18 protein-coding genes are annotated in these 20,052 nt (G+C 51.7%); 9 read left to right on the forward strand and 9 right to left on the reverse strand.

Translation table 11 applies throughout. From position 1 onward, the window contains the following. Positions 1 to 11 precede the first annotated feature (11 nt). A complete protein-coding gene (locus tag IB222_RS20090; protein WP_048215052.1) occupies positions 12 to 464 on the reverse strand; it encodes a YhcH/YjgK/YiaL family protein in 453 nt (150 codons plus the stop codon). A gap of 238 nt (positions 465 to 702) precedes the next feature. Between IB222_RS20090 and pyrL the strand changes: the two genes are divergently transcribed. The 4 genes from pyrL to ridA all read left to right on the forward strand — a co-directional run bounded on the left by pyrL (position 703) and on the right by ridA (position 2,714). Then, entirely contained in the window at positions 703 to 804 is a 102-nt protein-coding gene (pyrL, locus tag IB222_RS20095; RefSeq protein WP_003025819.1) for a pyr operon leader peptide, read from the forward strand. Positions 805 to 840: 36 nt separating this feature from the next. Further along, the gene (pyrB, locus tag IB222_RS20100; RefSeq protein WP_003025818.1) at positions 841 to 1,776 is read left to right on the forward strand and encodes an aspartate carbamoyltransferase; all 936 of its coding nucleotides are present in this window, start codon (positions 841 to 843) and stop codon (positions 1,774 to 1,776) included. 13 nt (positions 1,777 to 1,789) lie between these two features. Continuing rightward, positions 1,790 to 2,251, forward strand: a complete 462-nt coding sequence (pyrI, locus tag IB222_RS20105) for an aspartate carbamoyltransferase regulatory subunit (RefSeq protein ID WP_003025816.1) — start codon at positions 1,790 to 1,792, stop codon at positions 2,249 to 2,251. 76 nt (positions 2,252 to 2,327) lie between these two features. Continuing rightward, positions 2,328 to 2,714, forward strand: a complete 387-nt coding sequence (gene ridA / locus IB222_RS20110; protein ID WP_000047544.1) for a 2-iminobutanoate/2-iminopropanoate deaminase — start codon at positions 2,328 to 2,330, stop codon at positions 2,712 to 2,714. Between the two features lie 34 nt (positions 2,715 to 2,748). Here ridA and IB222_RS20115 read toward each other — a convergent pair whose 3' ends face one another. The 7 genes from IB222_RS20115 to mgtA all read right to left on the reverse strand — a co-directional run bounded on the left by IB222_RS20115 (position 2,749) and on the right by mgtA (position 10,342). Next, complete coding sequence (locus tag IB222_RS20115; RefSeq protein ID WP_149281805.1) at positions 2,749 to 3,117, reverse strand: hypothetical protein; 369 nt, start codon at positions 3,115 to 3,117, stop codon at positions 2,749 to 2,751. Next, a complete protein-coding gene (locus IB222_RS20120; protein WP_149384865.1) occupies positions 3,114 to 3,533 on the reverse strand; it encodes a hypothetical protein in 420 nt (139 codons plus the stop codon). The genes IB222_RS20115 and IB222_RS20120 overlap by 4 nt, the downstream gene beginning before the upstream one ends. Beyond that, positions 3,526 to 4,200, reverse strand: coding sequence for a hypothetical protein (locus tag IB222_RS20125; RefSeq protein ID WP_223240843.1), 675 nt, complete (start codon positions 4,198 to 4,200; stop codon positions 3,526 to 3,528). Before IB222_RS20125 ends, IB222_RS20120 begins: the two co-directional genes overlap by 8 nt. Positions 4,201 to 4,391: 191 nt before the next feature. Continuing rightward, positions 4,392 to 5,678, reverse strand: coding sequence for a TRAP transporter large permease (locus IB222_RS20130; RefSeq protein WP_003830349.1), 1,287 nt, complete (start codon positions 5,676 to 5,678; stop codon positions 4,392 to 4,394). A 30-nt stretch (positions 5,679 to 5,708) separates the two neighbouring features. Then, complete coding sequence (locus IB222_RS20135; protein ID WP_043018240.1) at positions 5,709 to 6,218, reverse strand: TRAP transporter small permease; 510 nt, start codon at positions 6,216 to 6,218, stop codon at positions 5,709 to 5,711. Positions 6,219 to 6,280: 62 nt separating this feature from the next. Continuing rightward, a complete protein-coding gene (locus IB222_RS20140) occupies positions 6,281 to 7,258 on the reverse strand; it encodes a TRAP transporter substrate-binding protein (RefSeq protein ID WP_149384864.1) in 978 nt (325 codons plus the stop codon). Positions 7,259 to 7,633: 375 nt separating this feature from the next. Continuing rightward, positions 7,634 to 10,342, reverse strand: coding sequence for a magnesium-translocating P-type ATPase (gene mgtA, locus IB222_RS20145; RefSeq protein WP_063941632.1), 2,709 nt, complete (start codon positions 10,340 to 10,342; stop codon positions 7,634 to 7,636). Between the two features lie 389 nt (positions 10,343 to 10,731). Here mgtA and treR point away from each other — a divergent pair, with 389 nt between their 5' ends. The 5 genes from treR to nrdG all read left to right on the forward strand — a co-directional run bounded on the left by treR (position 10,732) and on the right by nrdG (position 18,089). Next, entirely contained in the window at positions 10,732 to 11,679 is a 948-nt protein-coding gene (treR, locus tag IB222_RS20150; protein WP_003830358.1) for a trehalose operon repressor TreR, read from the forward strand. 157 nt (positions 11,680 to 11,836) lie between these two features. Continuing rightward, positions 11,837 to 13,255, forward strand: coding sequence for a PTS trehalose transporter subunit IIBC (gene treB, locus IB222_RS20155; protein WP_048215055.1), 1,419 nt, complete (start codon positions 11,837 to 11,839; stop codon positions 13,253 to 13,255). 49 nt (positions 13,256 to 13,304) lie between these two features. Next, positions 13,305 to 14,957, forward strand: coding sequence for an alpha,alpha-phosphotrehalase (gene treC / locus IB222_RS20160; protein ID WP_003830361.1), 1,653 nt, complete (start codon positions 13,305 to 13,307; stop codon positions 14,955 to 14,957). Positions 14,958 to 15,365: 408 nt separating this feature from the next. Then, a complete protein-coding gene (gene nrdD / locus IB222_RS20165; RefSeq protein ID WP_149384863.1) occupies positions 15,366 to 17,504 on the forward strand; it encodes an anaerobic ribonucleoside-triphosphate reductase in 2,139 nt (712 codons plus the stop codon). A 120-nt stretch (positions 17,505 to 17,624) separates the two neighbouring features. Next, positions 17,625 to 18,089, forward strand: coding sequence for an anaerobic ribonucleoside-triphosphate reductase-activating protein (gene nrdG, locus IB222_RS20170; protein WP_003830365.1), 465 nt, complete (start codon positions 17,625 to 17,627; stop codon positions 18,087 to 18,089). 33 nt (positions 18,090 to 18,122) lie between these two features. On the opposite strand, the gene IB222_RS20175 is transcribed toward nrdG, so the two are convergent. After that, positions 18,123 to 20,036, reverse strand: coding sequence for a BglG family transcription antiterminator (locus tag IB222_RS20175; RefSeq protein WP_003830372.1), 1,914 nt, complete (start codon positions 20,034 to 20,036; stop codon positions 18,123 to 18,125). Between the last annotated feature and the right edge of the window lie 16 nt (positions 20,037 to 20,052).

Consider the following 20,052-nt stretch of genomic DNA (forward strand, 5'->3'; position numbering starts at 1 on the left):
GGCAAATACGCTTATGCCACCCGCATTTTCACCACGGCTTTGCGTACCAGCGCTGGAGCACCGACCGCGCACAGCGGTTTATGCACTTCGCCCGGATAAAACACCACGAAATCACCTTCGTTCAGCACCACCGTTTTCTCCTGTACCCCTTCCGGCAGGAAGGCGATATCTTTATCCGCCAGCCAGTCAGTTTCCGGCGCGCCCGCAGGCTGCGTGCTGAAGGTCATGCCTTCCTGACCTTTGAGCAGGATCTGAATATCCAGATAGCGCGCGTGATACTCGGCGCGGCGCTGTGCAAACGGCTCCGTCATATCTTCAGCAATCAGATAAAACAGACGATCGCCGTCGATGTCGTGCTTACCTTTTTCCGTCTCATCCGTCACATGCGCTTTAATGTGTTCAATCGCCTGACGCAGCTCTTCCGGCAGCCAGGCATCCAGGTTGTGAATATTGCCGACAATCATCTCAAACCCCTTAATTAAAACATCGTTTCATTTTAGTTGTTATACGAAAAAATGGTCTGCCATACTACTGCTATTTGCCGATATTTTGCGTCAACGCATGTTTATCTCATTGTTACTGTTTGGCATTCAGGGTGAATGAATATTCATGAGAATCGTTTGCGATGAATAATTTGTGCATTTTTCGCTTGATCCCATAACGGAGCTGAGTATAATCGCGGACAATTTGCCGGGAGGATGTATGGTTCAGTGTGTACGACATTTTGTCTTACCGCGTCTGAAAAAGGACGCTGGCCTGCCGTTTTTCTTTCCGTTGATCACCCATTCCGAGCCCCTCAATTGAGGGGCTTTTTTTTTGCCCAGGCGTCAGGAGATAAACATGGCTAATCCGCTCTATCAAAAACACATCATTTCCATAAACGACCTCAGCCGCGATGACCTCAATCTGGTCCTCGCAACGGCGGCGAAATTAAAAGCTAACCCACAGCCGGAGCTGTTAAAGCATAAGGTTATCGCCAGCTGCTTCTTTGAAGCCTCAACCCGCACCCGTTTATCCTTTGAAACCTCCATGCACCGCCTGGGCGCCAGCGTGGTGGGTTTCTCTGACAGCAGCAACACCTCTCTGGGCAAAAAAGGTGAAACACTGGCCGATACCATTTCCGTCATCAGCACCTATGTCGACGCCATCGTAATGCGCCATCCGCAGGAAGGCGCCGCGCGTCTGGCTACGGAGTTCTCCGGTAACGTTCCGGTACTGAACGCAGGCGACGGCTCCAACCAACATCCCACCCAAACGCTGCTGGATCTGTTCACCATTCAGGAAACTCAGGGTCGCCTGGACAATCTTCACATCGCCATGGTGGGTGACCTGAAATATGGCCGCACCGTCCATTCCCTGACCCAGGCGCTGGCGAAGTTTGAAGGTAACCGTTTCTACTTCATCGCCCCGGACGCGTTGGCCATGCCGCAATATATTCTGGATATGTTGAATGAAAAAGGTATCGCCTGGAGCCTGCACGGCACTATTGAAGAGGTGATGGCGGAGGTCGATATCCTCTACATGACCCGCGTACAAAAAGAGCGTCTGGACCCGTCCGAATACGCCAACGTGAAAGCGCAGTTTGTTCTGCGCGCCAGCGATCTGAACGGCGCCAGAGCAAACATGAAGGTACTGCATCCGCTGCCGCGTATCGATGAGATCACCACCGACGTCGACAAGACGCCACACGCCTGGTATTTCCAGCAGGCTGGCAACGGCATCTTCGCCCGCCAGGCGTTACTGGCACTGGTACTGAATAGCGAACTGGCACTGTAAGGGAGAAAAAGAGATGACACACGATAACAAACTGCAGGTTGAAGCCATCAAACGTGGCACCGTGATTGACCATATTCCCGCACAGGTTGGTTTTAAGCTGCTGACGCTGTTCAAACTGACGGAAACCGACCAACGTATCACCATCGGTCTGAACCTGCCGTCAGGCGAGATGGGCCGTAAGGACCTGATTAAAATTGAAAACACGTTCCTGACCGATGAGCAGGTAAACCAGCTCTCCCTGTACGCCCCGCAGGCAACGGTAAACCGCATTGACGATTACGACGTGGTGGGTAAATCACGTCCGAGCCTGCCTGAGCGTATCGACAACGTACTGGTTTGCCCGAACAGCAACTGTATCAGCCATGCTGAACCAGTATCTTCCAGTTTTGCAGTGAAAAAGCGCGCTGATGACATCGCACTCAAATGCAAATACTGTGAAAAAGAGTTTTCGCATTATGTGGTGCTGGCCAACTAATTGGGGTTGGTTATGAGATCCCGGCTCCCTATAATGAGCGGGAACATTCTACTACCGCTGTAATTCAGGAGAAATCATGAGCAAGACTATCGCGACGGAAAATGCACCAGCAGCAATCGGCCCATACGTTCAGGGCGTTGACCTGGGTAGCATGGTAATCACTTCCGGTCAGATCCCGGTCGATCCGAAAACCGGTGCCGTAGCGGAAGACGTGTCCGCTCAGGCACGTCAGTCGCTGGAAAACGTAAAAGCTATCGTTGAAGCAGCAGGCCTGAAAGTGGGCGACATCGTAAAAACGACCGTTTTCGTTAAAGACCTGAACGATTTCGCAACTGTAAACGCGACCTACGAAGCATTCTTCACCGAACACAACGCGACCTTCCCTGCGCGTTCTTGCGTAGAAGTTGCCCGTCTGCCGAAAGACGTGAAAATCGAGATTGAAGCGATCGCCGTTCGTCGCTAAGTCTTATTAGAGAGCCCTGCTCTGGCAGGGTTCCTTAAGTATTGCAGCCTATAACTGAAAAAATCAATTCTCTTCCATTATTCTTTAAGGTGATGGTTTCATTTTCGATTATCCCCACACCCCAATTATATAATTCCATTTCCCCTTTTTGCTGTGATTCTATATTCTCTGAGAAACAGGTTTGTCCTAAAACCCAGTTCAACCTTGAACTATAAATATTAATTTTAAGATCATCATCACTATCATTCTTCATCTTTTCCAATGTATAAACTATCTTATTGTGAATTTTAAAACTAACAATATTGTTATATCTTTCAACTGAGTTAATAGAAAAAATACAGATAAACATTATAATTAGTAAAAAAAATATTTTTATAGTAGCTCGTCTTATAAAAGTGTTCATTGGCCATGTCTCCATAAAAAAGAATAACCAGATGAACCAATGAGCGCTTTATTTTTTTCCTGACACTTAATTACCCCCCATTTCTCTGCGACCAAGGATATATCATTTTCATGTGCAATTTTACGGTAAACGTACCGATAAGGCTGAAATGGATCGTGTAGAGGAGTGTTCATTTCCCTTACAATAATATTCCCAGACGATTTCTCCAAATAAACATATAAACCATGCCAGGATAAATTCTTTGCATAGTGGGTATTTGAATCATCGTTACGGCACCATTGTACAACCAGAAGATAATGACTTTCATGTACGGGTAACCAGCAAACCGAAATAATATACAGCATATAACAAAAGGCACAAACTAAAGCGAAAGTAAGTATTTTTTCCATGTAAAATAAAGTGCCATGCTCAGTCATGCCATTTTACCTCTGACTCAATGGCACCAAAAATATTGTACTCTCTGGCCAGATACTCCTGATGAAACCTCCCCATAAAAGTATCATTCACAGGAACGATACTACCTAAACGAACTCCAGAATTTGCGACACTAACATTCCAGTTATACCTGTCAAAAAACTTAAACTGAAATGTCAAATTATAACTACATAGTCTACTACCATTGCTCATTGTATTTTTATACTTATCTTCGGTAATTTGCACTCGACCTTTGCCCCAGTATTGATAACCTCCTATAGCATAAAACAAGTCTGGATCGCTAGAAATAAAATCATCAGTATTAACATGCGCAGAAGTAAACTCATGCTGACCTGGCGGCAATGTTTTACAAAAACTCTTTGCTGCATCCAATAATTGCACATAATTATCCCTTAACTGGGCTGATTTCCCCATCATATCAGTTAAGTTAATATGTATGTCTTCACCCGTATTTTGCAAATAGTGCAGTAAATTTTCTCGTGCAAAAGGATATCGATACTTTAAATATAAGCTCCCATCAATCAACCGCTCCAGGTAATATTTATAATAATAAAATTGATCTGAAAAATGCCCCGCGCTGCACCATTCACCACTTCCAACATCAATACTATATTCAGGTTCCTCTCTCCCCAATATATAAGCGTTCATAATGCCTCCTGAGAATGATTAACATGACAAGATTTTAACATTTATAATCTAGCGTATTCTGTTGGAAGACACTGGCAATGCCATAATTCAGAAAATATTTATCTGTATTGGGTGAAACACAAAAAAACGGGCATGGAAGCCCGGAATGAATTTAGGTAGGCCCGGTAAGCGCGAGCGCCACCGGGCATTTATCACATCACACCAAATAGTTTCGGCAGGAACAGCGAAATCGCCGGAATGTACGTCACGAGCATCAGCACCAGGAATAGCACGAGGTAGAACGGCAGCATCGCTTTCACCACCTGCTCTATTTTCTGTTTACTCACCGCACTGGCCACAAACAGCACCGACCCTACCGGCGGCGTAATCAGGCCGATCCCTAAGTTCACCAGCATGATCATGCCAAAATGAACCGGATCAATGCCGAGCGCGTTGGTCACCGGCAGCAGAACCGGCGTCAGAATGAGGATCAGCGGTGCCATATCCATCAGCGTACCGATCAGCAGCAGCATGATGTTAATACACATCAGGATGACGTATTTGTTGTCCGAGATGCTGGTGAAAGCTTCAGTGATACGCATCGGCAACTGCATATAGGTCATGACGGCACCGAACGCAGCGGCAAAGCCTATCAGGATCATGACGATAGTGACCGTTTTCACCGTGCGGAACATCAACTTCGGCAGCTCAGACCATTTATAGTCACGATAGATAAACATGGTGACAAAGAAGGCCCACAGGCAGGCAATTGCCGCAGACTCCGTTGCAGTAAAGATACCTGACAGGATACCGCCCATGATGATCACAACGGTCATCAGGCCCCACAGCGTATCGACGAAAATCTTCAGCGCCTGGCGAAACGGTACACGTTCTCCTTTTGGATAACCGCGCTTGTGCGCGAACGCCACACACATCACCATCAGGCTGAGGCTTAACAGCAGCCCCGGCAGGATCCCGGCGATGAACAGCGCGGCAATCGACACCGTGCCACCGGTTGCCAGCGAGTAGATAACCGAGTTATGGCTGGGCGGCGTAAGAATCGCCTGCACCGAACCGCTGGCCGTTACCGCTGCGGCAAAGTCACGCGGATAACCTTTTTTATCCATCTCCGGGATCATTACCGAACCGATGGACGCGGTATCCGCCACGGACGATCCGGAAATAGCGCCAAAAAAGGTTGATGCCACAATATTTACCAGCGACAGTCCGCCGCGGATAAAACCAACAAAAATATAGGCAAAGTTCACCAGTCGCCGCGCAATTCCCCCTTCGGCCATAATAGCCCCGGCCAGAATAAAGAATGGGATCGCCAGCAGCGAAAACTTATTCACCCCACTGGTCAGTTGGATCATTACCGCTTCCAGCGGAATATCTATGTACCAGGCCCCAATGATGGCGCTAATGCCAACTGCGTACGCTACCGGTACCCCAATCGCCAGCATAATGCCGAGCGTAAAGACGAGAATAAATGCATCCATCTGCTTTCCTTTCTGAAATGGGGGCGGTAACTAGCTGGTCGATCCCAGCATAACAACGGGACGTTGGTACTGCGGTCCACGGAAAATCTTTTCTGCGATAAACAGCAGCGTTATGGCAGAGCCAATTGGCAACGGAAGATAGTTTTGCCCGGCGCTTAAAAGCGGGAATTCCGCCACGGGCTGGTCCCACAGTTCAAGACAGAGATTGGTTCCGTACCAAAGGATAAACAGGCTTATCGCCACCAACATAACGTCTGCAATTACCGAGCAATAACGGCGGGAAGCATCCCCCAGACGGTCAGTCACCATGCTCACCGCGATATGCGAGCCTGCACGATAGCTCACCGCCGCGCCAATAAAGGTGAATGTCACCATACAGAGAATAGCGACGGGTTCAGGCCATGACAGGGCGTTATTCAGAACATAACGCGCGAATATGCCAATGGGGATAATGGCGACCATGACCAATAATGCGATACCGGCAATCCACATTGACACCCGATAAAGAAAATCCATTACCGATGAATAGCATTCACCCATAATTATCACCTCGAATTAATCAAAAGATTCAGGCGGAGGGTTGATATCCTCCACCTGATGAATTACTTCACATCCTGAATACGTTTGATCAAATCCTGGTGGTCTTTACCGTAATTATCCCGCACTGACTGCGTGGCTTTATAGAAATAGTCCGTATCAATATCGTGGAACTGAACGCCGTTGGCTTTCATGGTCTCCAGTGATTTCGCATTATAATCATGCCAAAGTTTTCGTTGCTCTATCTGTGCTTCCTTGGCGAGTTTAATAATGAGATCCTGATCTTCTTTTTTCAACTTATCCCATTTAGCTTTCGAGAACAGAAAAAGCTCAGGAATAATAAAGTGTTTGCTCCAGGTATAGTTTTTCACGACCGGCAAATAGTTATGCGCAACAAACGTTGGCGGGTTATTTTCCGTGCCATCAATAACGCCGGTCTGCATGCCGCTAAATACTTCACTGACGCCCATGACAACGGAGTTAGCGCCCATCGCTTTCAGGGTATCCAGCGCTATCGGACTTCCTTGAACGCGGATTTTCATACCGTGTAAATCTTCCGGTTTCACCACCGGATTTTTGGTGATCAGGTTACGCGTGCCGGCATCCATCCAACCGAGAAACACCAGCCGCGATTTGGTATTGGCCGTCAGACGGTCGCCAATTTCCTGACCGATCATGCCATCGAGAACCTTATGCAGATGGTCCTCATCGCGGAAAATATATGGCAGGGTAAACACGTTAATTTCAGGGAGAATGGCGGCAACAGGCGTCATTGAGACACGAATAATATCGATAGCGCCTAATTGCGCCTGTTCAATCATCTGTTTTTCATCGCCTAACACGCCACCTGGAAAGGTTTTAATCTCCAGACGGCCGTCGGTCGCAGCGCTAAGTTTTTCCCCCATATGTTTGACAGCAACAACGTTCGGGTAATCAACCGGATGCACATCTGCGGCGCGAAAAGTTTGTGCCAGCGTTGCATGACTCGCCAGGAATACAGACGCGCCAATACACAGACTTAACAGGTTTTTTGTCAGTTTCATTTGTCCTTCTCCAGAAGTTCATAATATCCATTAACAGGAATAGCTTGCAGAGCAAATGACTGCCGGAATTAAAAACGGGCAGCGAGAAACTTTCTTAACGACGTTACCTGCGCAGACTAACTGGTGTAACAATTTATTTCGATGACTGTGTTCACAAAAAATCGCAGATGCTTAAAATTTTTAGCACACTGTTTCATTTTTGCAATGCAGATCGTTTTATTGATACAAAAACAACGCAAAGAAGGCGATTTGATACTAATAACACCCGTTAGCATTTCAATAAAAATAAAACACTAATATTTTGGGAGAATATCTTTCGAATGAAAAAGAGAAATGCAGGATGGTATTAACACCATCCTGCAGAGACGTTGAGGATTACTGCCAGCCGTAGCGACGGCTATAAAAACCTTTCACAAGCTGGGTTAATGTCATGTAACCCGCCAGAATCGCAATCAGCCATGGGAAGTAGCTCAGCGGCAGCGCCTGCAATTGCAGGTAGCTGGCCAGCGGCGAGAACGGTAATGCAATGCCCACCACCATTACCACCAGCGTCATCAGCATCAGCGGCCATGCGGCGCGGCTCTGGATGAACGGCACGCGACGGGTACGGATCATATGCACAATCAACGTTTGCGACAGCAGGCCCACCACGAACCAGCCAGACTGGAACAACGTCTGATGTTCAGGCGTATTGGCATGGAAGACGAACCACATCAGGCAAAAGGTCAGAATATCGAAGATCGAGCTGATCGGTCCAAAGAAGATCATAAAGCGGCCCAATTCGCTGGGATTCCAGCGCTGCGGCTTTTTGATCTGCTCTTCGTCGACGTTATCAAACGGAATCGCCACCTGGGATACATCGTACAGCAGGTTCTGAATCAGTAAGTGCAGCGGCAACATCGGCAGGAACGGTAAGAAGGCGCTCGCCACCAGCACGCTAAACACGTTACCGAAGTTAGAACTGGCCGTCATTTTGATGTACTTCAGCATGTTAGAGAAGGTACGGCGTCCTTCAATTACCCCTTCTTCCAGCACCATCAGGCTCTTTTCCAGCAGGATGATATCTGCCGCTTCACGCGCAATATCAACCGCGCCGTCAACGGAGATACCAATGTCCGCCGCGCGCAGCGCCGGGGCGTCGTTAATACCATCGCCCATAAAGCCGACCACATGGCCTTCGCGTTTGAGCAGCGTGACAATGCGCTCTTTGTGCATTGGCGTCAGGCGGGCAAACAGCGTGGTGCGCTGAGCAAGCCGAGCCAGCTCATCATCGCTTAACCCTTCAATGCTGCTGCCGATAACCACATCGCCCGCATCCAGCCCCACTTCATGACACACTTTCGCCGCCACCAATTCGCTATCGCCAGTGAGGATTTTCACCGTAATACCGCTGGCTTTCAGCGCTTTAAGCGCAGGTGCGGTGGTCTCTTTCGGCGGATCGAGGAACGCAATATAGCCTTCGAGGATCAGATCTGATTCATCAATACGCTGATAATCACCTTCACGCGCTGGCAGGTATTTCGTCGCCACCGCCACCACGCGCAGCCCCTGGCGGTTCAGCGTGTCCGTGACGCGTTTCACCCGACGCAGCATGTTGTCATCTAACGGGACTATCTCACCGTTGTGACGCACCTGGGTACAGACGTTGAGGATCTCCTGTAGCGCCCCTTTACAGACCAGTTGGTGTACATCGGTTTCTTCTGCCACCACTACCGACATGCGGCGACGTTCAAAATCAAACGGGATCTCATCGATTTTCTGCCAGCGAGTCGAGAGCTGGCGGGCTGATTCTTCGTCCACGCCTTCCAGCACCGCCGTATCCAGCAGATTCTTCAGCCCGGTCTGATAATGGCTGTTCAGCCACGCAGAATGCAGGACATGTTCGCTGGGCTTTCCAGAGATATCCGTATGATTCTCAAGTACAATTTTATCCTGAGTCAGGGTGCCGGTTTTATCGGTGCACAGGATATCCATTGCGCCAAAGTTCTGGATAGCGTCGAGGTGTTTAACGATAACCTTTTGTTTTGACAGCTTCACCGCCCCACGCGCCAGCGTTGAGGTGACGATCATCGGCAGCATTTCCGGTGTCAGTCCCACCGCCACAGACAGGGCAAACAGCGCCGCTTCCCACCAGTCGCCTTTAGTGTAGCCGTTGATGATAAGCACGATGGGCGCCATCACCAGCATAAAGCGGATCAGCAGCATGCTGACGCGGCTGATCCCTTTCTGGAAGGCATTCTGCTCGCTTTCCTGCTCGCTGACGCGGCCTGCCAGTTGCCCGAACCAGGTATTGGCGCCGGTTGAAATCACAATGGCCTGCGCCGTGCCGCTCACTACGTTGGTGCCCATAAAGCACAGGGTATCGCATTCCAGCGGGTTGCTTTGCTGCGGATCGCGACTGGTTGCCACTTTCTCCACCGGCAGCGATTCACCGGTCAGCGAAGCCTGGGCCACGAACAGGTCACGAGCCTGCACCACGCGCAAATCGGCTGGGATCATATCCCCTGCCGCCAGCTTGATGACATCGCCGGGAACCAACTGGTCGATCGGCAGTTCAACCCAGCCGTTCTCCCCTTTCTCGTTGATAACGCGCAGCACCGTGGCGGTGTTGCTGACCATCGCTTTCAGCGCATCAGCCGCTTTGGTGGAACGCGCCTCTTGCACAAAATTCAGCAGCGTAGAGATGACGACCATCAGGGCGATGACCCCAGCGGCAAACAGATCTTCGGTGGCATAGGAAATCGCCCCGAGAATGGTCAGCAGTATATTAAACGGGTTGCGATAGCAGACCCACAGATGCACCCACCAGGGCGACGGCTTCTGCGCCGGCAACTGGTTCTCGCCATGTATTTCGCGGGCGTTTTCGACTTCTGCGGCGTTTAAGCCTTCCGGATGAGCGCCGAACGTTTTCCACAGCGCTTCTTCGTCCATCAGCGCCATTTTCAGGCAATGTTCGCTCAGCGATGGCGGGATCGGCGTGCTGGCAACGGTCTGAGCATTCGGCAATGGATCACGATGCACCAGACGATGCGGTAAATGGCGGTTTAGCCGGGCAAACAGCTGGCGGGTTATATTTTTGAACATAGGCAGTCCCTCTGCACCAGTATAAACAGGCGCAGTAAATCCTTCAGGCGTGGCAAAGCCTTGCCTGGTGGCAATATTAAAATCACAACAGGGACGTCAGAACGTCACTGTCTTACAGTTCCGGTAAGACAGTGAAAGACAAGCTTACCGGAAAGGGTTGTTTCTCCATCTCGGGAGAGGGGTGGGATCGGGATCCATATAGCCTCCGGTAAGTGAATGATTTGCGCTGCGGATTATACGCAGAAAACCATAAGGTTTGTGGCAATTATGGCGGTATGATAAACCATGGAAACTAAACCAAACATATACCAGACTTTGCCCATTGCACTGTGCTTGAGTAAAGTTATTCTCTATTTGGCATAACTTCACACGCAACATGGGAAAACAGGATGCAAAATCGGCTGACCATTAAAGACATCGCCCGCTTAAGCGGTGTGGGAAAATCAACCGTTTCCCGTGTGCTCAACAATGAAAGCGGCGTGAGTGAACGTACCCGCGAACGCGTTGAGGCGGTGATGAATCAGCACGGTTTTTCCCCTTCCCGCTCCGCACGCGCCATGCGCGGACAAAGCGACAAGGTGGTGGCGATTATCGTCACGCGTCTGGACTCGCTTTCGGAAAATCTCGCCGTGCAGACCATGTTGCCCGCCTTTTATGAACAGGGCTACGATCCGATCATGATGGAAAGCCAGTTCTCGCCCGAGCTGGTTGAAGAACATCTCGGCATGCTCAGACGCCGTAACATTGATGGCGTGGTACTGTTCGGTTTTACCGGCATTACTGAAACCATGCTCGCCTCCTGGCAGGATTCTCTGGTGCTGCTGGCAAGAGATGCAAAAGGCTTTGCCTCCGTCTGCTATGACGATGAGGGTGCCATTCGTACCCTGATGCAGCGTTTATACGAACGCGAGCATCGCCATATTAGCTTTCTTGGTGTTCCGCATAGCGATGTGACCACTGGTAAACGCCGCCATGAGGCCTACCTGGCATTCTGTAAAAAACATAAACTGCATCCTGTGGCCGCGCTACCTGGTCTGGCCATGAAGCAGGGCTATGAACAGGCCGCCAACGTCATCACCCCGGAAACCACCGCCTTAGTCTGTGCGACGGATACCCTTGCCCTTGGCGTCAGCAAATACTTGCAGGAGCAGCGAATAGAGAACCTGCAGTTGGCAAGCGTGGGCAGCACGCCGCTGATGAAATTCCTCCATCCGGAAATTATCACCGTCGATCCAGGATACGCCGAAGCCGGGCGACAAGCGGCCTCGCAGCTGATCGAACAGATCAACGGCCGTAGCGAACCACGACAAATCGTTATTCCTTCCACCCTCTCCTGATCGCTTTCTGAGCATTAATTTGTGATCTTCGCTGCGTTTAGGGAACGTTCCCATTTTTAAAAATTCATCGAAGATATACTCTGGCGTCAACAACGAGAGAGTTGCCGAATGACGACGCAACAGCGTCTTTTCCGGTCTACGGGGAACACACACCATCATGAGCAAAATAAAACAAGCAGACATCGACCGGCTGATTGAGCTGGTTGGCGGGCGCGACAATATCGCTACGGTGAGTCACTGCATTACTCGCCTGCGTTTTGTGCTGAATCAGCCTGCAAACGCCAGACCGAAAGAGATCGAATTGTTGCCAATGGTCAAAGGCTGCTTCACCAACGCCGGGCAATTTCAGGTGGTAATTGGCACCGAGGTGGGCGATTACTACAAAGCGCTGTTGGCGACCACCGGACAAGCCAGTGCCGACAAAGAGCAGGCAAAGAAAGCGGCGCGGCAGAACATGAAGTGGCACGAGCAGCTGATTTCTCACTTCGCGGAGATCTTCTTCCCGCTGCTGCCAGCGCTGATTAGCGGCGGCCTGATCTTAGGTTTCCGTAACGTGATCGGCGATCTGCCCATGAGTAACGGGCAGACGCTGGCGCAGATGCATCCTTCGCTGAAAACCCTCTATGACTTCCTGTGGCTGATTGGCGAAGCGATCTTCTTCTATTTGCCGGTCGGGATTTGTTGGTCGGCGGTGAAGAAAATGGGCGGTACGCCGATCCTCGGTATTGTGCTGGGCGTGACCCTGGTTTCTCCGCAACTGATGAACGCCTATTTGCTCGGTCAGCAGGTGCCGGACGTGTGGAACTTCGGCCTGTTCAGCATTGAGAAAGTGGGCTACCAGGCGCAGGTCATTCCGGCACTGTTGGCCGGGCTGGCGCTCGGGTTTATTGAAACACGCATGAAGCGCATCGTCCCGGATTACCTGTATCTGGTGATCGTCCCGGTGTGCTCGCTGATCCTTGCGGTATTCCTTGCGCATGCCTTTATCGGTCCATTTGGCCGCATGATTGGCGACGGTGTCGCGTTTGCGGTCCGTCATCTGCTGACCGGCAGTTTTGCTCCGATTGGCGCGGCGCTGTTCGGCTTCCTGTACGCCCCGCTGGTGATCACCGGTGTGCATCAGACCACGCTGGCTATCGACATGCAGATGATTCAGAGCATGGGCGGCACGCCGGTATGGCCACTAATCGCCCTGTCGAATATCGCTCAGGCCTCTGCGGTGGTCGGGATCATTATCTCCAGTCGCAAACACAACGAACGTGAAATCTCCGTTCCTGCCGCGATCTCCGCTTATCTCGGGGTAACCGAACCAGCGATGTATGGGATCAACCTGAAATACCGCTTCCCGATGCTGTGCGCGATGATCGGTTCCGGTCTCGCCGGACTGCTGTGCGGCCTGAACGGTGTGCTGGCGAACGGGATTGGCGTCGGCGGTTTGCCGGGCATCCTCTCCATCCAGCCGACTTACTGGCAGGTCTTTGGCATGGCGATGGTCATTGCGATTGTCATCCCAATGGTACTGACCTCATTCGTTTACCAGCGTAAACACCGTCTGGGCACATTACAGATTGTCTAACTTTTCTTCGGGGCGCAGTTGCGCCCCAGCGTATTTCCAGGAAACAACCATGAATATTCCCCACTGGTGGCAAAACGGCGTTATCTATCAGGTTTACCCCAAGAGTTTTCAGGACACCACCGGCAGCGGCACCGGAGATTTACGCGGCGTGACGCAGCGCCTCGACTATCTGCAAAAGCTGGGCGTTGATGCCATCTGGCTGACGCCGTTCTATATTTCGCCGCAGGTTGATAACGGTTACGACGTCGCAGACTACACGTCTGTCGATCCGGCCTACGGCACGCTGGAAGACTTTGACGAACTGGTGGTACAGGCGAAAGCACGCGGCATCCGTATTATTCTCGACATGGTGTTTAACCACACCTCAACCCAGCACGCCTGGTTTCGTGAAGCGCTGGATAAAGACAGCCCGTATCGTCAGTTTTATCTCTGGCGCGACGGCACGCCAGACTGCCCGCCGAATAACTGGCGTTCCAAGTTTGGCGGCAACGCCTGGGACTGGCACGCCGAAAGCGAGCAGTACTATTTGCACCTCTTTGCTCCGGAGCAAGCCGACCTGAATTGGGAAAACCCGGCGGTCCGCGCCGAGCTAAAAAAAGTCTGCGAGTTCTGGGCCGATCGCGGCGTGGACGGACTGCGCCTCGACGTGGTGAATCTTATCTCTAAAGACCAGGACTTCCCGAACGATCCCGACGGCGATGGACGGCGTTTTTATACCGACGGCCCACGCGCGCATGAATTTTTGCGTGAGATGAACCGCGATGTTTTTACCCCACGCAACCTGATGACGGTCGGCGAAATGTCATCCACCACGTTGGAACATTGCCAGCAGTACGCCGCACAAGATGGTAGCGAACTGTCGATGACCTTTAACTTCCACCACCTGAAAGTGGATTACCCCAACGGCGAGAAGTGGACGTTAGCAAAACCCGACTATATGGCGCTGAAAACCCTGTTCCGCCACTGGCAGCAGGGCATGCACAATCAGGCATGGAACGCGCTGTTCTGGTGTAACCACGATCAGCCGCGCATCGTGTCGCGTTTTGGCGATGAAGGTAAATACCGCGTTCCGTCGGCCAAAATGCTGGCGATGGTGCTGCATGGCATGCAGGGCACCCCCTATATCTACCAGGGTGAAGAGATCGGTATGACCAACCCGCACTTCCGCCAGATTACCGATTATCGCGATGTGGAAAGCCATAACATGTTTGCCGCCCTGAACGGCCAGGGACGCGATGCGCAAGAGCTGCTGGCGATCCTCGCCAGTAAATCACGCGATAACAGCCGCACGCCGATGCAATGGGATGCCAGCAAACACGCGGGCTTCACCTGCGGCGAGCCGTGGATCAATCTGTGTGACAACGCAGCAGACATTAACGTGGCGGCTGCACTGAACGATACTGACTCGGTGTTCTACACCTATCAGAAGCTGATCGCATTGCGCAAAGCGGAGCCGGTTATCACCTGGGGCGACTACCAGGATCTGCTACCGGACAGCCCGCATCTGTGGTGCTATCAACGAGAGTGGCAAGGGCAGCGGCTGCTGGTCATTGCCAATCTGAGCGATACCTTCCAGAGCTGGCAGCCAGCCCAGACCGACGGAAACTGGCAGGTGCTGATGCACAACTATGCCGAGGTTGCCAGCCAACCTGGGGACATGACACTGCGTCCTTTTGAGGCCGTCTGGTGGTTGCAAAAATAGCTTGCAATTATGTTCAGGCCCGGTACGCATAGCGCTACCGGGCGTTGCTATATACACTTAGCTTAGCTTCCTGTTTTTGTTGAATAATTAATCAGAATTTTCTGCCCACAATTTACAATCGCTGTACTGCCCGTCATCTGTACGCTCCGATTTTTACTTTGCGCTACATCAAATAAATCGTAAACATCCTTGATGCAAATCACTACATATAGAACTTAAAATGCACGCCGACCCAATATGTTGTATTAATCGACTACAATTGCTACAACTACAGTGCACCGTTTAACGGTGGAATTGTGGATAAAGTGGGTCAGGATTGCGGGAAGTCATTGGCCAGATAGATGAATAAAGCCATGGCCGCTTCTCCAACCTCTGTGGATAACCTGTTCTTATAAATATGGAGTGATCATGACACCGCATGTGATGAAACGAGATGGCTGTAAAGTGCCGTTTAAATCAGAGCGCATCAAAGAAGCCATTCTGCGTGCAGCTAAAGCAGCGGGAGTCGATGACGCAGATTACTGTGCCACCGTCGCAGAAGTCGTTAGTAGCCAGATGAATGAGCGCAGCCAGGTCGATATCAACGAGATCCAGACAGCGGTAGAAAACCAGCTGATGTCTGGTCCGTACAAACAACTCGCCCGTGCGTACATCGAATATCGCCACGACCGTGATATACAGCGTGAAAAACGTGGCCGTCTGAACCAGGAAATTCGTGGTCTGGTTGAGCAAACCAACTCTGCTCTGCTGAACGAAAACGCCAACAAAGACAGCAAAGTGATCCCGACCCAGCGCGACCTGCTGGCCGGTATCGTCGCCAAACACTATGCGCGTCAACACCTGCTGCCGCGTGATGTCGTCCAGGCGCACGAGCGTGGTGATATTCACTATCACGATCTCGACTACTCTCCGTTCTTCCCAATGTTTAACTGCATGCTGATCGACCTGAAAGGTATGCTGACGCAGGGCTTTAAGATGGGTAACGCGGAAATTGAGCCGCCAAAATCCATCTCCACCGCGACGGCCGTCACCGCGCAAATTATCGCGCAGGTTGCCAGCCATATTTATGGCGGTACCACCATTAACCGTATTGACGAAGTTCTCGCACCGTTCGTGACCGAGAGCTTTAATAAGCATCGCAAAACCGCTGAAGAGTGGCAGATCCCAGATGCCGACGGTTATGCGCATTCCCGTACCGAGAAAGAGTGCTACGACGCATTCCAGTCCCTTGAGTATGAAGTGAATACCCTGCATACCGCCAACGGTCAGACGCCGTTCGTTACCTTCGGTTTCGGCCTGGGAACCAGCTGGGAATCGCGTTTGATCCAGCAGTCCATTCTGCGTAACCGCATTGCCGGCCTGGGTAAAAATCGTAAAACCGCCGTGTTCCCGAAACTGGTGTTTGCGATTCGTGACGGTCTGAACCACAAGTTTGGCGATCCGAACTATGACATCAAGCAGCTGGCGCTGGAGTGCGCGAGCAAGCGTATGTATCCGGACATCCTGAACTACGATCAGGTGGTTAAAGTGACCGGCTCGTTCAAAACGCCGATGGGCTGCCGCAGTTTCCTGGGCGTATGGGAAAACGAGAACGGCGAACAGGTCCACGATGGCCGTAACAACCTCGGCGTTATCAGCCTTAACCTGCCGCGTATCGCGCTGGAAGCTCATGGCGATGAAGCCACCTTCTGGAAACTGCTCGACGACCGTCTGATCCTGGCGCGTAAAGCGCTGATGACCCGCATTGCGCGTCTGGAAGGCGTGAAGGCCCGCGTTGCACCGATCCTGTATATGGAAGGGGCCTGCGGCGTGCGTCTGAAAGCAGACGATGACGTGTCTGAAATCTTTAAAAACGGCCGCGCGTCGATTTCTCTGGGTTACATCGGCATTCACGAAACCATCAACGCGCTGTTTGGCGACAAACACTTGTACGACAGCGAGCAGCTTCGCGCTAAAGCTATCGCCATTGTGGAACGTCTGCGTCAGGCGGTCGATCAGTGGAAAGACGAGACCGGCTACGGCTTCAGCCTGTACAGCACACCAAGTGAAAACCTGTGCAATCGTTTCTGCCGTCTGGATACCGCCGAGTTTGGCGTGGTGCCGGGTGTTACCGACAAAGGTTACTACACCAACAGCTTCCACCTCGACGTGGAGAAAAAGGTTAACCCGTACGACAAGATCGATTTTGAAGCGCCGTACCCGCCGCTGGCGAACGGAGGCTTCATTTGCTACGGCGAGTACCCGAACATTCAGCACAACCTGAAAGCACTGGAAGACGTCTGGGATTACAGCTATCAGCACGTGCCGTATTACGGGACCAACACGCCAATCGATGAATGCTACGAGTGCGGCTTTACCGGTGAGTTCGAGTGCACCAGCAAAGGCTTTACCTGCCCGAAATGTGGTAACCACGACGCCGCACGCGTGTCGGTCACCCGCCGCGTATGCGGTTATTTAGGCAGCCCGGACGCTCGTCCGTTTAACGCCGGTAAGCAGGAAGAAGTGAAGCGCCGCGTTAAGCATTTAGGTAATGGGCAGATAGGTTAATTTCCGTTTGCAAAGGCCGTAGGCCTGATAAGACGCAGTCGCGTCGTCATCAGGCATCACAATGTTGCCGGATGCGGTGCAAGCACCTTATCCGGCCTACATGCTTTCTGGACACCCGCTATGCGCTACCATCAATACTATCCCGTCGATATCGTTAACGGCCCCGGCACTCGCTGCACCCTGTTTGTGTCGGGATGCGTGCATGAATGCCCTGGCTGCTATAACAAAAGCACCTGGCGACTCAATTCCGGCCAGCCGTTTACCAAAGAGATGGAAGACAAGATCATTGCCGATCTGAACGACACGCGAATCCCTCACCAGGGTATTTCGCTGTCCGGCGGCGATCCGCTGCATCCGCAAAACGTGCCGGATATCCTGCAACTGGTACAGCGTATTCACGCTGAGTGTCCGGGGAAAGATATCTGGGTGTGGACCGGCTACAAGCTTGATGAACTCAACGCCGCACAAATGCAGGTGGTGGATCTCATCAACGTGCTGGTCGATGGTAAATTTGTGCAGGATCTTAAAGACCCGGCACTGATCTGGCGCGGCAGCAGCAACCAGGTTGTACATCATTTGCGTTAATTTCCAGGCGGTAAATATTCTGTTTTCCGCCTCTCAAAAACGGCTCACACACTCCATGGCAACCGCTTTGAACTCGGTGAAATTACGGCACGCGCAGAGCCGCGTCATCGCGCGTTCGCGCAGGAAGGTGACGAAGATATCGTAGATAGCCATCGCCTCTTCATATTCACTCTTGCTGATGGCGAGCAAGAAGATCACGTGGGCCGTTTCATCGCCCCAGGCGATACCCTGCGGGGCGAGGATGGTGTAGACCACCGTTTTCTTGGCCAGCAGACCGAGGGCGTGCGGCAAGGCAATGCTGTCACCCAGCATGGTGCTGACGATGGCCTCACGTTCCACCACCGAATCAAGAAACTCCGCGTCGACAAAACCTTCATCCTGCAACTGACGGCATAAGGTTTTGAACAACGTTTGTTGATCCATTGGCTCGTCAATCACACGAAAATGGGCGGCATCGAAGAATTTGTTCAACATCCACGGACGGGTTCTGTCGACCAGCACCAGTTTACCAATCTGCTCCAGCTGATAATCGGTAGGGAACGGCGCAATCATCACCACCGGTTTATCTTTTTCACCAATCCGCGCGGTAGAGATGACAAAATCTTCGCTGATGCTTTCCCGCTGTTCGTAGTCGCGAAGCGTTACGGTATCGACGATCTCTATCTGCGGATACTTACGCGCCAGCACCGCTTCAATCATCCGCGCCATCGCATTTCCGGCATCGCATACCAGCAGAACCTTCGGCTGTCTCTGGTAACCGATGTTGTAACTACGCTCCAGCCCTACGCCAATATGCAGCACGAGGAAGCCAATCTCATTTTCACTGATGGTGTACGGCGTATATTTTCCCCATCCCGAGACGGCGGCCAGCGTCATGTCCCACGCCATGGGGTAGTGCTGTTTAATATTTTCCAGCAGCGGATTGGGGATCATTATCTGGTAACGCACCCGGGTTATCATCGTCTTAATATGCGTCAGCAGGTCAGCATGTAACTGTTTGTCATTCAACAGGTTGTAGTTGTACTGGCTGTTGATAAAACGCAGGATGTAATTGACCAGCGCTTCATCATCATCCGCATTGATAGCACTGGGCGCGATCTCTTGTACCTGGCGGGCAGCAATATGCACCTGTAGCCAGTTCTCTTCGGAAACGGAAAGCGGTTTGTCTGCCAGGCGGTGCAATACCGCCGCGATTTCCCGCGTGGCCAGGCACACCGATTGATCGGCCTCTTCTGCGGCAAAATCCGGGAGTGGATACCCTTCGCTAATCCGCCGTACCGCCACCGCGCAGTACAAGCGTAAAAACAGCTCGCCCTCATCGGTCAGACGAATATGGAAACGGGCAAAAATGTCCTGCAAAACGGGTTGCAACTGTTCAGGGAGCCCCGCATTCAGCGCTTCTTGCGTCACTAACGGATGCTGCGGATCCTGCTGCGCCAGCGTCCACAGCAAATCGGTCAAACAGGCGCGGATCGCCATTTCGCTGCCGAACAGCTTCATGCCGTGGCGGGGACGCGTTTCCAGCGTCAGATGATAACGTTGCAGATGCTCGCGCACCTCAGCCATATCGTTTTGCAGCGTCGCGCGACTGATAAACCATTCATCAGCCAAATCTTCAAGCTTCAGCGAGAAAGCCGACGTCAGAAAACGCACCACCAGCCAGTGTATCCGTTCCTGGCTGGTCCGCGGGATGCGCAGCAACGTATTGGGCTGCTGCGTTTGCAGGGTGTGAAAGCTTGCCGGGTCGTCAATTTTGAGCTGATAACCATTACCCCGACTGAGGACAAACTGTGCGCCGTACTGGGTGAGCAGCGCGTTTAGCGCGGTGATATCCGCCCGTACGGTGCGTGTGGAAACCGACAACCGCTGCGCCAGCTCGTCCTGTGGAAGCGCTTCGTTTTGCAACATGTCAAACAGCTGTGCTAAACGTTGGTTGGGGAATCGCACGTCAGTTTCCTCATCA

Source organism: Citrobacter sp. C13, from assembly GCF_014596815.2.
Lineage (GTDB): Bacteria > Pseudomonadota > Gammaproteobacteria > Enterobacterales > Enterobacteriaceae > Citrobacter > Citrobacter portucalensis.

Bases quoted from the DNA above. Each gene is read 5' to 3' on its own strand.
- IB222_RS20090 (WP_048215052.1), bottom strand. From the start codon at position 464: ATGATTGTCGGCAATATTCACAACCTGGATGCCTGGCTGCCGGAAGAG.
- pyrL (WP_003025819.1), top strand. From the start codon at position 703: ATGGTTCAGTGTGTACGACATTTTGTCTTACCGCGTCTGAAAAAGGAC.
- pyrB (WP_003025818.1), top strand. From the start codon at position 841: ATGGCTAATCCGCTCTATCAAAAACACATCATTTCCATAAACGACCTC.
- pyrI (WP_003025816.1), top strand. From the start codon at position 1,790: ATGACACACGATAACAAACTGCAGGTTGAAGCCATCAAACGTGGCACC.
- ridA (WP_000047544.1), top strand. From the start codon at position 2,328: ATGAGCAAGACTATCGCGACGGAAAATGCACCAGCAGCAATCGGCCCA.
- IB222_RS20115 (WP_149281805.1), bottom strand. From the start codon at position 3,117: ATGAACACTTTTATAAGACGAGCTACTATAAAAATATTTTTTTTACTA.
- IB222_RS20120 (WP_149384865.1), bottom strand. From the start codon at position 3,533: ATGACTGAGCATGGCACTTTATTTTACATGGAAAAAATACTTACTTTC.
- IB222_RS20125 (WP_223240843.1), bottom strand. From the start codon at position 4,200: ATGAACGCTTATATATTGGGGAGAGAGGAACCTGAATATAGTATTGAT.
- IB222_RS20130 (WP_003830349.1), bottom strand. From the start codon at position 5,678: ATGGATGCATTTATTCTCGTCTTTACGCTCGGCATTATGCTGGCGATT.
- IB222_RS20135 (WP_043018240.1), bottom strand. From the start codon at position 6,218: ATGGGTGAATGCTATTCATCGGTAATGGATTTTCTTTATCGGGTGTCA.
- IB222_RS20140 (WP_149384864.1), bottom strand. From the start codon at position 7,258: ATGAAACTGACAAAAAACCTGTTAAGTCTGTGTATTGGCGCGTCTGTA.
- mgtA (WP_063941632.1), bottom strand. From the start codon at position 10,342: ATGTTCAAAAATATAACCCGCCAGCTGTTTGCCCGGCTAAACCGCCAT.
- treR (WP_003830358.1), top strand. From the start codon at position 10,732: ATGCAAAATCGGCTGACCATTAAAGACATCGCCCGCTTAAGCGGTGTG.
- treB (WP_048215055.1), top strand. From the start codon at position 11,837: ATGAGCAAAATAAAACAAGCAGACATCGACCGGCTGATTGAGCTGGTT.
- treC (WP_003830361.1), top strand. From the start codon at position 13,305: ATGAATATTCCCCACTGGTGGCAAAACGGCGTTATCTATCAGGTTTAC.
- nrdD (WP_149384863.1), top strand. From the start codon at position 15,366: ATGACACCGCATGTGATGAAACGAGATGGCTGTAAAGTGCCGTTTAAA.
- nrdG (WP_003830365.1), top strand. From the start codon at position 17,625: ATGCGCTACCATCAATACTATCCCGTCGATATCGTTAACGGCCCCGGC.